General features: G+C 68.2%; 11 protein-coding genes. 4 read left to right on the top strand and 7 right to left on the bottom strand.

Annotated features, from left to right (window positions below):
- Positions 1-48 precede the first annotated feature (48 nt).
- From Q4P07_RS07870 to Q4P07_RS07860, 3 genes are all read right to left on the bottom strand, one after another.
- Positions 49-1,092, bottom strand: a complete 1,044-nt coding sequence (locus tag Q4P07_RS07870; protein ID WP_303374377.1) for an alcohol dehydrogenase catalytic domain-containing protein — start codon at positions 1,090-1,092, stop codon at positions 49-51.
- Between the two features lie 64 nt (positions 1,093-1,156).
- Positions 1,157-2,356, bottom strand: coding sequence for an MFS transporter (locus Q4P07_RS07865; protein WP_303374358.1), 1,200 nt, complete (start codon positions 2,354-2,356; stop codon positions 1,157-1,159).
- 105 nt (positions 2,357-2,461) lie between these two features.
- Positions 2,462-4,090, bottom strand: a complete 1,629-nt coding sequence (locus Q4P07_RS07860; RefSeq protein ID WP_303374357.1) for an ABC transporter family substrate-binding protein — start codon at positions 4,088-4,090, stop codon at positions 2,462-2,464.
- Between the two features lies 1 nt (position 4,091).
- On the opposite strand from Q4P07_RS07860, the gene Q4P07_RS07855 reads away from it, so the two are divergent.
- Positions 4,092-4,406 carry a hypothetical protein gene (locus tag Q4P07_RS07855; protein ID WP_303374356.1) on the top strand — a complete coding sequence of 105 codons (315 nt, stop codon included), beginning with the start codon at positions 4,092-4,094 and terminating at the stop codon, positions 4,404-4,406.
- Positions 4,407-4,481: 75 nt separating this feature from the next.
- Here the strand turns inward: Q4P07_RS07855 and Q4P07_RS07850 are convergent, their stop codons facing one another.
- From Q4P07_RS07850 to Q4P07_RS07835, 4 genes are all read right to left on the bottom strand, one after another.
- A complete protein-coding gene (locus Q4P07_RS07850) occupies positions 4,482-6,224 on the bottom strand; it encodes a hypothetical protein (protein WP_303374355.1) in 1,743 nt (580 codons plus the stop codon).
- 79 nt (positions 6,225-6,303) lie between these two features.
- Entirely contained in the window at positions 6,304-7,140 is an 837-nt protein-coding gene (locus tag Q4P07_RS07845; RefSeq protein ID WP_303374354.1) for an FHA domain-containing protein, read from the bottom strand.
- Positions 7,137-8,282, bottom strand: a complete 1,146-nt coding sequence (locus tag Q4P07_RS07840; protein WP_303374353.1) for a hypothetical protein — start codon at positions 8,280-8,282, stop codon at positions 7,137-7,139. Before Q4P07_RS07840 ends, Q4P07_RS07845 begins: the two co-directional genes overlap by 4 nt.
- Positions 8,279-8,884, bottom strand: a complete 606-nt coding sequence (locus Q4P07_RS07835) for a hypothetical protein (RefSeq protein ID WP_303374352.1) — start codon at positions 8,882-8,884, stop codon at positions 8,279-8,281. The genes Q4P07_RS07840 and Q4P07_RS07835 overlap by 4 nt, the downstream gene beginning before the upstream one ends.
- A gap of 243 nt (positions 8,885-9,127) precedes the next feature.
- Between Q4P07_RS07835 and Q4P07_RS07830 the strand changes: the two genes are divergently transcribed.
- The 3 genes from Q4P07_RS07830 to Q4P07_RS07820 all read left to right on the top strand — a co-directional run.
- Positions 9,128-10,444 carry a guanine deaminase gene (locus Q4P07_RS07830; RefSeq protein ID WP_303374351.1) on the top strand — a complete coding sequence of 439 codons (1,317 nt, stop codon included), beginning with the start codon at positions 9,128-9,130 and terminating at the stop codon, positions 10,442-10,444.
- Between the two features lie 102 nt (positions 10,445-10,546).
- Positions 10,547-12,103 (top strand): NCS2 family permease, encoded by a 1,557-nt coding sequence (locus tag Q4P07_RS07825; protein ID WP_303374350.1) that lies wholly within the window; start codon positions 10,547-10,549, stop codon positions 12,101-12,103.
- A 113-nt stretch (positions 12,104-12,216) separates the two neighbouring features.
- Positions 12,217-13,372 (top strand): YihY/virulence factor BrkB family protein (locus tag Q4P07_RS07820; RefSeq protein WP_303374349.1); only part of this gene is annotated, 1,156 nt, incomplete at its 3' end.

Genomic DNA, 13,372 nt, shown 5'->3' with positions numbered 1-13,372 from the left:
GTCGTTGCAGGCGGTTTCCGCGACCCGGGGCCCCGGCGGGAGACAGCCTCAGGGCCGGATGATCGTCACGCCCACAGCGGTGCCAACACTCATGGCAGCCAGCGCGCGGGGAGCCTCCTCGAGGGTGATCGCGCGAGCCAGGAAGCGTTCCGGCCGCAGCTGCCCGGAGGCAATGTCGGCGAGCATCCGTGGGTAGTCGTGGGCGGGCATCCCGTGACTGCCCAGCACCTGCAGCTCTCGGGCGATCACCGTGTGCATCGGGATCGTCGCGCGGTCGAGGACGGACACTTCCGGGAGCAGCCCGATCTGCACATGACGTCCCCGCACCGCAAGGCTGAGCGAGGCCGCCCGAGCCGTGGCGATGCTGCCCAACGCATCAACGCTGACGTCCACCCCGTCGGAGAACTCGGCCCGGACCGCCTCGACGGTTGCGGCCACCTCGGCCTCAGCGCTGCTGATCGTGACCTCGGCACCGACGTCCTCGGCCAGCCTAAGAGCGCCCGGCGACACGTCGACAGCAACGACCCGCGCACCCTTGGCGCTCGCGATCATCACCGCAGCCAGGCCCACACCGCCGCAGCCGACGACGAGGACCGACTCCCCGGCCCGCACCTTGGCCACATCCACGATCCCGCGGTAGGCCGTGGCGAAGCGGCATCCGAGCCCTGCGGCGACCTCGAAGGAGACCGCTGCTGGCAACTGCACGACGTTGAAGTCGGCCGTCGGGATGGCGACATATTCCGCGAAGGAGCCGGCACCGGAGAAGCCGGGCTGCCACTGGTGCGGGCAGACGTGCGAGTTGCCGGCTCGGCATACCCCGCACCTGCCGCAGCCGCAGACGAAGGGCACGACGACACGGTCGCCGACCCCTACCTTCTCCACACCCTCCCCGACCCCGTGGACGATGCCGGCGAACTCGTGCCCGGGTGTGTGAGGAAATCGCGACAGGTCCGGGTCGTGCCCCTGCCAGCCGTGCCAGTCCGAGCGGCACAATCCGGTGGCCCGGACCTGGATCACGATTCCGCCCGGGGGAGCCGTGGGGATCGCGATCTCCTCGACGTAGGGCATCGCGCCGAAGGCATCGAATCTCACGGCACGCAAGCAGGCATCTCCTTCATGGTGGGCACAGCCTGTCACGGCGCGTAAGGCTGGACCCTCAGGGTGTGCGGAAGGCTTTGGCAAGCGGGATGATCGCCAGGATCAGGATCATCGGGACCGCAAAACCGACTCTCAGCGAGCCGGCCCCCACGAGTCCGGTCATCACCGCGCCGAGCAGCGCCCCGACGTAGTTGAACTGGTTGAAGCGGGCGATGACGGCGTCGACCCTGGCCTGACGGATGATCGGGTCCACGGCCTCCCCGGCCAGCGTTGCTGCTGCCGAGAAGCTCAGCGGCGCGATGACGGCCACCGCGGCGCCGAGCACCGTGAAGCCGAGGACCGCGACCGGCCAGGATGGCGCGAAGACGATGACAGCCAGGGCACCAGCCGCGACGATGCCCCCGAGTCGCAGTTGGGGCACCGCACCGAAGCGCGCCACCATCCGGTCGCCCGCCAGCCGGGCACTCAGGGTCGCGACGAGGTAGGGCAGCGTCGCCAGCGGCAGGAACCGCTCCGGAGCGGCGAAGGTCGAGTCCAGATAGATCGGCCCCCACGTGGTGGCTGCCGAGTCGACCATGTAAAAGAGCACCATCGCGATCCCCAGGACGGTGATCCGCCGCCAGGGGAGCGCCGCCGGATCGTCGGCGGCACGGGTCGTGCCGCCGGTCGTCTCGGTGCCCGTGCCGTTGGCCGTCACTGCAGGAAGCAGCGGGGCGAAAAGCGCGACGAGGACCGGCACGATCACGACCGGCAGCAGGCTCTGGGCAAGGCTGAGGTGGGCAACGGCGATCGCGATCAGGGTCGCCGCGATCCCGCCGGCGGTCCACGCGCCGTGGAACGAAGGCAGGATCGGCCGGCCATAGCGGTGCTCCACAGCCACCGCCTGCATATTGGTGGACGCATCGACGAGCCCGAGGCCGACGGCATACACCGCCAGCGTGGCGACGAAGACCCAAAGGTCGGGGGCGAGCGCCACGCCGCCCAGGCCCAGGCCCAGGAGCACCAGGCCGAGCCGCAGCGTCCAGTCGCTATGTCGGTGCCTGGCGATCCACTCGGCGCCCACCGAGCCCGCGCCGGCCAGCAGGACGACCATGAGCAGGAAACCGGACGTCGCCACCTCGCTCAGGTCCCACCGGTCCTGCAGCCGCGGCAGCCGGGTCGTCAGGCTGATGAAGCAGAGTCCTTGCGCGGCAAAGGCAGCAGCCGCGCCGGCGCGGGCATGACGCAGGCAGACGGGCGCCGGCGAGAGGATGGTCACAGCCGACACCCTTCCACGTCGTCACACACGCACGGGGCAGCCGGGCCGGGGTGTCAGGCCCGGCCGGGCTGCCCCGGTATGACATGTGCTGGTTCGGTCAGTAGCTCAGCTGGCGCGCACCCACTGCTCGGCGTTCCACGAGACGCCCGTCTGGACGGAGGTCATGCGGACGTTCTGCAGGGTTTTGTCGTAGCCGACGATGCCCGGGTGGGCGAAGATCGGCAGACCGTAGAGGTTGTCCCAGAGCAGCTTCTCGATGACCTTGATCTGCTCCTCGTGGACGGTGGGGTCGGTGGTCGTGGCGATCTTGTTCCAGGCCGCGTCGACCTCCTTGTTGGAGAACTTGCCAAAGTTCTGACCGCCGCCGGTGGAGTAGATCGGCTGGCCGGAAGCGATCTGGCCCGAGCCTGCCCACGCGAAGAGGGCGATATCCCAGTCACCGGAGGACAGCGGGCCACCGTCCTCGAAGAACTTCGGGTCACCGCTGTCGATGATGTTGAAGCCGGCTTCGTCGCAGGAGGACTTGATGCTGGTGACTTCATCGGTGCGGCGCTGGTTGGGGGCGGAGTAACCGATCCGGACGTCGACCTTGCCTTTGAGACCGGAGTCGGCCAACTTCTGCTTCGCTGCGGCGATGTCGACCTTGTCGTAGCGGCCGTCGTAGGCCGCGTCGAGCACGTCTTGGTAGTCCTTCTGGAACGGGAAGCGTTCGCGCAGGTTCATCAATTTGGCGTTGGGGTTGATCGGCTGGATGAGGTTCTGCACGATCTGCTGACGGGGGACGCACAGTGCGAACGCCTCCCGCGCGGCGAGTCCGCCCGCGTCGTCGGCGAAGACGCTGCCCTTGGCGAAGTTGTAGTCGAGGTGCTCCCACGTCATCTCGTCACCGGTTTCCATGGCGATCGTGTCGGACATGCCCTGGAGCTGGTCGACGGTGTCGACGGTGGCCTGCGGCTCGATGACGTTGATGTCACCGTTCTGCAGGGCCTGGACTTGTGCCTCGGGCGCGACAAACTTGAAGGTCAGGTTCTTGGTGGCCGGGGCGGGGCCATAGAACTTGTCGTTGGGTAACAGCCCGAGGGACTCACCCTCCTGCCAGGTGGAGCCCTGCAGCGTGTAAGGCCCCGAGGAGGGGACCAGGCTCTCGTCCTCGACCTTGTAGTTCTTGAACAACCATCCGGTGTTCCAGAACTTCGACACCTTGGCGACCGTGGCGGTGTCGCCGCTCAGGATCGCCTGCGCGAGCTGGTCCGGATCGAGGCCGGACTGCTTGGCCGCGATGTGGGAGGGCAGCGCGCTGTTGATCATGATCTCCCAGTCCGGGTAGGGCTCGGGGTAGGTGACGGTGAACGTCTTGGAGCCGGGCTCGGTCTTGGGAGCCTCGGGGACGTACTTGCCGAAGGTGTCCGAGACCGGGTCGAAGCCGAGCTTCTTGGCGCCGCCCAACGGCTCTGGGTTGCTGGAGGCCCACTCGAGGAGATAGTCGTTGGAGGTCACCGGGGTGCCGTCGGACCAGACCGCATTGTCAGAGATCGTGTACTCGACGGTGAGCGGCTTCTCGGAGGTGACCTTGTAGCTGCCGAACCAGGTGTTGGGGTAGACGGTGCCGTCCGTGCCCCAGTACCAGAATCCGCTGAACAACTGGTTGTCGACGACCGCGTTGTAGGTCGAGTTGGTGCTCGACGCCTCTCCGTTGTAGGCGTTGTACTGCTCACTGCCGCTGGAGAAAGACACGGTGTCGTCCTTCGTTTTCACGTCCCCGAGATCGGCCTTCGCAGTGGCGTCGTTCGTGGTGCCTCCCGGCGCCGCTGACGTCGCGGCGCTGCTGTCCGAGGATGAGGCAGAGTTGTCGCTGGTCGAAGAGCTTGGGGAAGATGCTCCCGGACTCGTTGACGTCCCCGACGTGCACCCGCTGAGCACAAGTGCCCCGGCCGCGACGACGCTCATGGTGGTTCGCCTGATCTTCATGGTCCACATCTCCTCTGGAATGCCGAGGGCGTCGACCGGTTGGACCAGGCGTCAGCGGCATGGTGTTGTCCTTGCAACGTAGGAGCGGAGTCTGGAATCTGGCGGTGGGTTTGCTGGAATTTTCCGGGGTGTTCCCACCCGGATCGAGGAAGTCTTCTTACTGGTAGGAGATGAAGTCCGGCGCAGGCTGGACCAAGGTCATCGTCTCCTGTGGCGTCAGCGGCCCGGGGATGTCCTCGTCGTAGAAGTTCTTCCAGCCCCAGTAGCGGACATCCGGGGCGTGCGCATGGAGGGCGTTCCACGTCGCCTGCTTGTCGGGCTGGGCGCCCTGGCCGTCGACGTGGATGAGCACAGCCAGCTCCGGATGGGACTGGTCGACCGCGTTGACGTCGGCGATCATCGCGTTGCGGAACATGTGCAGCACGAGTGCCTTCTGCGGAAGGTTGTTCTCGCGGGTCAGGTCCGCCAACCAGGACGCGACCTCGTTGACCTCGGCGATCTCGACGTGACCGATCTGCTGCAGGTGCACCTGGTGGGGGAGGAGCCGCCATTCGGCGTCCAGCGCCAGACCCACGTTGGGGCGGAGCAGGAGCTCTTCGTAGATCTTGGCCTGGGTCAGGAAGTCCTGCCGACCCGGCTGCAGGTCAAGAACGACATACAGCCCTTGCTCCTGCGCGAGATCGACCAGTGGCTCCAGCAGGTCGACCGGCTGCTTGTTGGAGTAGCTGTTGTCGGACTCCGCCGCGGCGCTGGCGACGGACGCGATGATCTCCAGGGTGGGGACCACCGGGTGGTCGACGAGGTCGTCGTAGGTCGAGGCCATCTCCTCCGCCCGCGTCACGGTCGCCGCATTGTCCTGCTCGCCGAGCACCCCCAAGGACGGCGTGCCAGGGGTGCCATACAGGGCGACATACGTCTTGTCGGGAAGGACCAGTTGGCCGCCGCCGGGCAGGGTCACCCCGGTTGCCGCGGTCGCGGCCTGCCAGGTGAGGGTCTGCGCGTCACCAAACTCCTTGCCCAGCCCGATGAGGGTGCCCGGGTCGGTGGCCGAGAGAGCCTCGACGCTCTCATCGCTGGCGCGTGGGTCTGCCTCCGGCACGATGATGACGGCAGCCCCGGCGGCGCGGGCACTGCCCAGTGCGGCCACGTCGTCCGGGTCGCCGGTGGACAAGACCGTCACCACTTTGTCGGCGCTGGGCTCCGCAGCGGCAGTCGCGGGAAGCTCATCTCGGTCACTGTCCAGTGGACCGGGCGCGGTGCTGGCAGAGGCGTCCGTCCCGGTCGAAGTGGAGGAGTCGTCGGGCGCTGCGGCCTCCGGCACGAGCAAGGACGGCTGCGCCGGGTCGAGGTTGGCTACCTTGATGGCCGCCTCTTTAGCGCTCACGCTCACCGCGGCGGCCTGGACACCCAGGACCTTCGCCAGGGCCGCGTCGTCCTGCGGCACCACCACGTCGATGCCGGGGTCAGGGACCGGTCCGATCGCCAGCGCGACCTCGGCGCCGAGCTGCTCCACCTGCGCGGCCACGGTGTCCGCAGTGGTGCTGTCGCTGATCAGCAGCGGCACCCCCAGCGCCACGGCCGAGGAGGCTCCGCGCAACTGCTCGTCCGGCGCGGCGATGACCACCACGGGCGCGCTTTCAAACAACGCTGCGACGGTTTCCTCCGCCCGCGCTGCTGCGCTGGCAGCGTCGAGGACCATCGTCTCGGATGGCTGCCTCAGGGTGGGTCGGAGCGCGTCGGCCTCATCAGGGTCATAGGGCGGCAGCACCTGGCCGTCCGCGCCAGTGCGAGGTGCCTCGTCATCGCTTCCCCCGATCCCCTCGCACCCGCTGACGGCAAGCACGCCGACGCAGATCACTGCCAGCACGCGCGCCTGGGCCGTTGCGGTTCCCCCGGACATCCGACCTCCCTCGTTGCTGCCCTTCCGGGACAGCTGGATCAACTCGGCCCCACGCTACCCGGGCCGCGCACCCCCACCCTCACGCCGTGCCGACACGCCGCACCATGAGACGGGTCCACCCGCCGAGGTAGACGCGGTCATCCTCATCGATCCGCACTCTCACGCCCGGATCGATGGGTCTCTCCGGCAGGTCCAGGCCGACGGTGGTGACATAAGTGCCGTTGGACGTGTCCAGGTCCTCGATCCACCACCGACCGTCGTGGCTGGTCAGCTGGGCGTGCCGCACCGAGACCCCCGCGTCCGTGCCCGCGTCGAGGTCGGGATGCAGACCGCGTTCCAGGTTGTGGCGGCCGATGACGACATAGGGCGCGCTCATGGGGACAACCTGCGGCAGTCCGGCCTCCGGCACCGGTTGCTCGGAGTCACGGCTCGCCGCCCAGGCGTGGTCGACCCACACCTCGGCCACCCATTCGGCCTCTTCCAGGCGAGAGGGCGGGAGCTGTTGGACCCCCTCGTGTGCCATCTGTTCCTGCCCACTGACCGGGGGAGCGGGAGCCGGCACGTCCGGTGCCTTGGGGAGCTCGCTGGGTGAGATTGGGAGGTCGTGTAGGCGGGTGGTCAGCTCGATGTCCTCGGCGTCTCCGTGGTGGTCGACATAGGCTGCGTGCGGCTCGGCTGCCTGCAGGGCCGTCGGCAGCGGGCCGGGGTTTTCCTCATCGGGCGTGTCGGGGGCGACACCGGTCACGAAGTCGTAGCCGCAGGCGCCGCAGAAGGGCACCCTCCCCACGCTCGTCGCCCGGCAGTGAGGGCAGTCGACCGCGGTCTCTGTGACGTCTGCCGAGGGGTGCTCCGACCCCACGGGCCCCACCGGCTTGGCGGGCTCAGTCTCTCGCTCGGCTGTATGGTCCCTGCTCATGCCTGCGACCTCAGCTGCCCCAGATAGGCCTCCTGCGCCGCGATCAACGCCGCGGCACGCTGGACGTCGGCCGGTTGGTTGTGCAGCGCCTCCTTGGCCGAGGTCAGCATCCCGGCGAGGTCGACGCTCGTCGGCGCCCCGCACCCGGCGAGCGTCTTGGCCAACCGGTCTGCCCGGTCGATGAGATCCGCATACTCCGCTAGCGCCGCAGCATAAGTGGCGTGAGCCTGGTCGAGCGCTCTCCCGACTCGCGAGAGGTTGGCGACATAGGCTGCCAGCTCTGCGGGGTCGTCGTCGCGCGGCACGTCGCCGAGGGCGGACACGTCCGGTATGCCGAGGCGCGGGGCGGGGTAGACCGTGTTGAGCACACGCTCGGCCAGGCTGCGCACCCCCTCACCCTTGGCCACGAGGTGCGCCTGCTCTGCCCGCGCCTGCTCGACATCGGCGCGGCCGTGGGCCTCGGCGGCGGCGGTCACGATGGCGCGCTGGTCGATCTGGGCCAGACGAGCCTGCAGTGCACCCGCCTCCATGACGCTGCCGTCCTGCCGCCCGCCCAGGTCGGCGAGCTGCGCGTCGATCTCGTCCAGCTCCTGCTCCAGCCCAGCCATCACGTCCGGCTCCGCAGCGGTGCCGCCGTCGTCGCGAGCGCGATCGAGCCGGGTCCGCACCCTGGCCGATTCCTTGCCGAGCTCGGCGACCCGGGCCGCCAGGCCGACTCCGTCCTCGATGCCGGTGCGCGCTCGCAGCGAGGAGGCGAGAGCGTCGCTGAGCCGCATCGCTTCGGGCAGCGGGACCGAGAGTGCGTCCGCATCACCGTCCGGCATCTCCAGCAGTCCCCAAATCAGCGCAGCCACCCAGTCGCGCTTGCCCTGGCCCGCCCCCGCGTCTTCCCAGGTCGCCAGCAGCAGGTCATGGCGTTGGACCACCGCGTGCCACAGCGCCATCGAGGATGTCACGTGAGCGTTCAGGTCTTCCCGGTCATCGTGCGTGCGGGTGATCTCGTCGAGCACCCGCAACTCGTGCTCCCGCCGCACCCGCCAGCGTCCCAACTCAGCCAGGTAGCGGTCCATCGTGTCGTCCTGCGGAATGTCACCGGGTCCGGTCGGTGGCATCGGTGCCACCGCAAACGCACTGTTCCTCACGTGGAGCTCCTCGCGCCGTAGGGGTTGGGCTGCTCAGGGACAGGCAGGCGGGGTATGCCGTCGCCACCCACCTGCAGGTCTTCACCTGCGGCCTCGCCACGGTCGTCGTCGCGATTGAGGTTGACGTCGAGGTCGACCGGAGCAATCGCCTCGTCGACGAGCTCGGTCGCCTTGCTCCGGGTGGCGAGGCGCTGTGTGAGCACGTCGAGTTGTCGCGCCAGCGCTGGTTCGTCCGCGCGGGCGATCGCGTCGTAGGCGCGATCCAGGGTCAGCCCCAGCAGGTCGAGCCCGTCGACGAGCGTCAGCAGGGGGGAGAGCTGGCCCGGCGCCGTGTGCGCGACGGCGAAGCGTTCGGGCAGGCGTTGGAAAGCGCCGACCGACTCCGCCAACCAGGCGAGGGATCTCGCCGCGACCTCCCGGGCCGGCAGGTCAGCGGACAGGTCCAGCAGCTCCCTACAACTGTCCAGAGCACGACCGACGCGGATCTCCACCACCTCGGGGAGGCTGGGCCTGGACAGCAGGGCTCGCTGGTCCTCGAAGGCCTGGTGCAACTCGTCGGCGCTCGGCGGCAGCGGTGCTGCGCCGTCGTTGGCGTGATCCATCGTGCTCCCTGCTCGCTGGCGGCTGACTCACCATTGTGCCCTCACGCCACTATTGCGCCAGCATCGGGCAAACTCCATTCTCCCCTTCCCATGCTTGAGCAAACAGGGTAGGTTCTGCGAGAACCACACGAGGGCGCGGACTGTTCGCATGGACAACCTGGCCGCACCCTGTCCCCTTTCTCGAACCATGCCGTGCGCACTTCTCCCTGCGCACTGCGTTCGGCATCGAGAGGACACGAGGCAATGACGACGGACGTCACGACCGCCACCTACCTGGCGCGGTCCTTTGACACCCCGGCCAACCCTTTCACCAGTGACGGTGCGCTTCGTGCCGAAGAGGTCGCCATCGTGGTTGTCGACGGCGTCATTACCGAGCGGGTGCCGGTTGCGCAGGCCGCCTCCGCTTCCGGTGGCGCACCAGTCCTCGACCTGCGAGCCGACGACGGGATTCTGCTCCCGGGCATGGTCGACACCCACGTCCATTACCCGCAGGTGCGGGCGATGGGCGGGCTCGGGATGCCGCTGCTGGACTGGCTGGAGAGGTGCGCTCTGCCGGAGGAGGTGCGGCTGGCCGATGTCGACTACGCGCGAGCTGTCGCGGAAGAGTTCGTCAGCGGGCTGGTCCAGGCAGGCACGACCTCGGCCCTCGTCTTCGGCTCTCACTACGCGAGCGCGATGGACAGCCTCTTCACCGAGGCTGACCAAGTCGGTCTGCGGATCACCAGCGGTCAGGTCCTCAGCGACCGGTTGCTGCGAGAGGAACTGCACACCACCCCCGAGCGGGCGCTGGTGGAGGGGCGCGACCTCATCGAGCGCTGGCACGGCAAGGGACGGCTCCGGTATGCCGCGACGCCGCGGTTCTCCTTGTCGTGCACCGACTCGATGCTGGAGGTGTGCGCCGAGTTGATGGGCGGCCCGGAGTCAGAGGTGATGTTTACCTCGCACCTCAACGAGAACCGCAGCGAGGTCGAGGCGGTGCTCGGACTGTTTCCCGACTGCACCTCCTATCTGCAGACCTATGCCAAGCACGGCCTGATCGGACCGCGCAGCGTGCTCGCGCACAACGTCCACGCCACCGACGACGAACTAGCCCAGATGGGGGCCGCCGGCGCTATCGCGGCGCACTGCCCGACGAGCAACTCGGCGCTGGGCAGCGGGCTCTTCCCGCTGCGGCGGCACCTCGATGCCGGAGTCCGGGTGGCCATCGGCAGCGACGTCGGTGCGGGGACTGGTTTCTCCCTCCTCCAGGAGGGTCTGCAGGCCTATTTCATGCAGCAGCTAAGCCACGACGGCTACCCGTTGACGCCGGCCCACCTGCTCTACTTGGTCACGGCCGCCGGGGCGGATGCCCTCGGACTGGCCGACCAGGTCGGTGATCTCGGCGTCGGAAAGAAGTTCGACGCCGTGCTGCTGCGCCCCGACGGGCGCAGCACGTTCGGCACGGCCCTGCGCCACGCCCGCGACGATGCGGACGCACTGGCGAAGGCGTTCGTGCTGGGCTGTCCCGGCGATGTCGTCGGGGTCTGGGTCGATGGCCGGCCCGTGATGCAGGCGGCCTGATGACTCTTCCGCGCAGGCGCGGAGGGATCCCTGGGAGTGGCTCCACCACTTCTCCCCCCACCTCTGCCACATTTGCCTCAACCCTCACCCTCAGGAGCACCTATGAGTGACCAGAACCCCCCGACGGACCGCCCACCGAATCGCTTTGCCGATCCACACTCGGCCAGTTCCGAGCAGCTCGACACCGGCACCTACGACACCGCTCGCACCGAGGTCGCCGCGAACGCCGGTTTGAGACCCGGATTCAATGAGCCTCACCATTACACCGACGGGGAGGGCGGGCGGACGCCACCCCACAAGCCAAGCGGTGCCATCGATAAGTACTTCGGCATCAGCGCCACCGGCTCCAGCTTCCCGCTGGAGATGCGCGCTGGTCTGACGACCTTCTTGACGATGAGCTACATCATCTTCGTCAACCCCAGCGTGCTGGGCAACGCTATCGACGTCGGCCCCTCCACCTTCGCTCAGCTGTTGTCGGTGACCTGCCTGGCCGCTGCCTTCGGCTCGCTCTGCATGGGTATCATCGCGCGCTATCCCTTCGCCCAGGCGCCCGGGATGGGCCTCAACGCGTTCTTCGCCTTCACTGTCGTCCTCGGCATGGGTATCCCGTGGCAGACCGCGCTCGGCGCTGTCTTCATCTCCGGCGTGCTCTTCATCGTGCTGAGCGTCATCGGCGCTCGGAAGGCAATCGTCCAAGGCATCCCGATGGGGCTCAAGCTCGCCATCACAGCCGGCATCGGATGCTTCCTGGCCCTCCTCGGCCTGCGCAGCGCCGGCATCGTCGTTGCTAACGAGGCGACCCTCGTCGGCCTCGGTGACCTGGGCGCACCGACGGCGTGGATCGCGGTGTTCGGCCTCATCCTGACCGCGGTGCTGCTGCAACTGCGGATCAAGGGCGCCATCCTGTGGGGCATCGTCGCCTCTTCGGCGCTGGCGATCCTCACCCGTGCGGCCGTCTACGCGGGCGGTCCCGAGGGGGCCATGCAGGCTTTCCCCGGCTTCAACGACGGCGTCATCGGTCTGCCGGTCTGGCCCAAGGACCTGATCTTCCAGATGGACCTGGCCGGTGCGTTTGGGCTGGGCCTGCTCTCGGTCGTCTTTACCTTCTTCTTCGTCGACTTCTTCGACGCGACCGGCACGCTGACCGGCCTGGCGCACCGCTCGGGATATCTGGACGAGAACGGCGACATGCCGCGCGCCAAGACGGTGTTCTCGATGGACGGACTGGCCGCGATGTTCGGTGCGGCGATGGGCACCTCCACGACCACGGCTTACGTCGAGTCCGCCTCCGGCATCGAGGAGGGTGGCCGCACCGGACTGACCGCCGCGACTACCGGAGTGCTGTTCATCCTGGCGCTCTTCATCTGGCCGATAGCCGGGGCCATCCCCGGTGCGGCCACCGCGCCAGCGCTGATCCTGGTCGGCGCGCTGATGATGGACGGCATCCGCCACATCGAGTGGGACGAGGTCGCCGAAGGCGTGCCGGCGTTCCTCACGATCATCGTGATGCCGCTGACCTTCTCGATCGCCAATGGCGTGTCGATGGGGATCATCAGCTACTGCGCGATCAAGGGGCTGACCGGCAAGGGCAAGGACGTGCACTGGATCCTCTACATCGTCGCGGCCCTGCTGCTGGCTCGCTACATCTGGCTGGAGTGATCGGCTGGCCGGCTCCCGCGGCCGGCCATCCATGACCACACCCCCGTGTCGACAGGCACGACCGCCCCGCCCCAACAGGCGGGGCGGTCGCGTCTGCGGGCACAATCGGGGCCATGAGCTTTCCGCGACGGGTCGACGAGTTGCAACGCCGCCACCCGTGGGCGGGCTTCCCGGTTGCGGTCCTCTACAAGTTCATCGACGACCACGGTGTCTACCTGTCAGTGCTCATCACGTACTACGGCTTTCTCGCGCTTTTTCCCCTCATCCTGCTGCTGACCTCCGTCCTCGGGTTCGCCCTGGACGGCCAACCCGCCTTGCGTGACGGGATCCTGGACACCGCGGTCAGCCAGTTCCCCGTGATCGGCACCCAGATCAGCCAGGACGGCTTTGGCGGCAGCACGACGGCCGCCGTCATCGGAGCCGTCGTCGCTGGTTGGGGGGCGATCCGGGCGTCGCAGGCGACGCTGCACATGATGAATATCGCCTGGGCGGTCCCGCGTCACGAGCGTCCCGACCCGCTGCACTCGCCGATCCGGTCCCTGCCCTTGATCGCGATCGCCGGGCTGATGCTGCTGGGGACCACAGTCGGCACTGTCCTAGCGACGAACGCAGGCGCCTACGGCATGGAGCTGCGGCGGATGGTGCCCTCCCTCGTGCTCGCGGTCAGCTTCCTCGTCGCAGTTCTCGTCTTCGGCCTCGGGATGTGGGTGGGCACCTCCTATTCTCTCCGATTCCGGCAGGTACTCCCCGGCGCGCTGTTCGCCGCCATCGGGTGGTTGCTGCTCCAGCGGTTCGGGATCACCTACGCCAACCAGATCGTGAGCCGGTCCGGGGACACCTATGGCGTGTTTGCCTTCGTCCTCGGGCTGATCGGATTCATCTTCTTGGCGGCCCAGATCGTGGTCATGGCGGTCGAGATCAACGTCGTGCGGGTGAAGAGGCTGTGGCCACGGGCGTTGCTGGGCCCGTTCACGTCATCGGTGCCGTTGACGCCGGCGGACATCCAGACTTACAGCGAGGCAGCGGCGGCCACGGTGATCAAGGACTATCAGGACGTGCGGGTCACCTTCGACCAGCACCGCTTCGAGGACGAAGACGTCCTCGACGAGTCAAGGCCAGAGGATCTAGCGCTTCAGGACGCAGAGCCGAATGAGGCCGTGCCGGACGCCGGCGCTGCGGGTGCTCAACCGCGGCTGCTCCCCGAGGGACCAGCCGGTGCTCAACCGCGGCTGCTCCCCGAGGGACCGTCCGAGCCGCCCGCGCCTGGGC

It is taken from the genome of Ornithinimicrobium sp. (assembly GCF_030537745.1).
Classification (GTDB): domain Bacteria; phylum Actinomycetota; class Actinomycetes; order Actinomycetales; family Dermatophilaceae; genus Ornithinicoccus.
The sequence above is the reverse complement of the archived record's forward strand: the minus strand, read 5'-3'. Positions and strand labels throughout refer to the sequence as shown.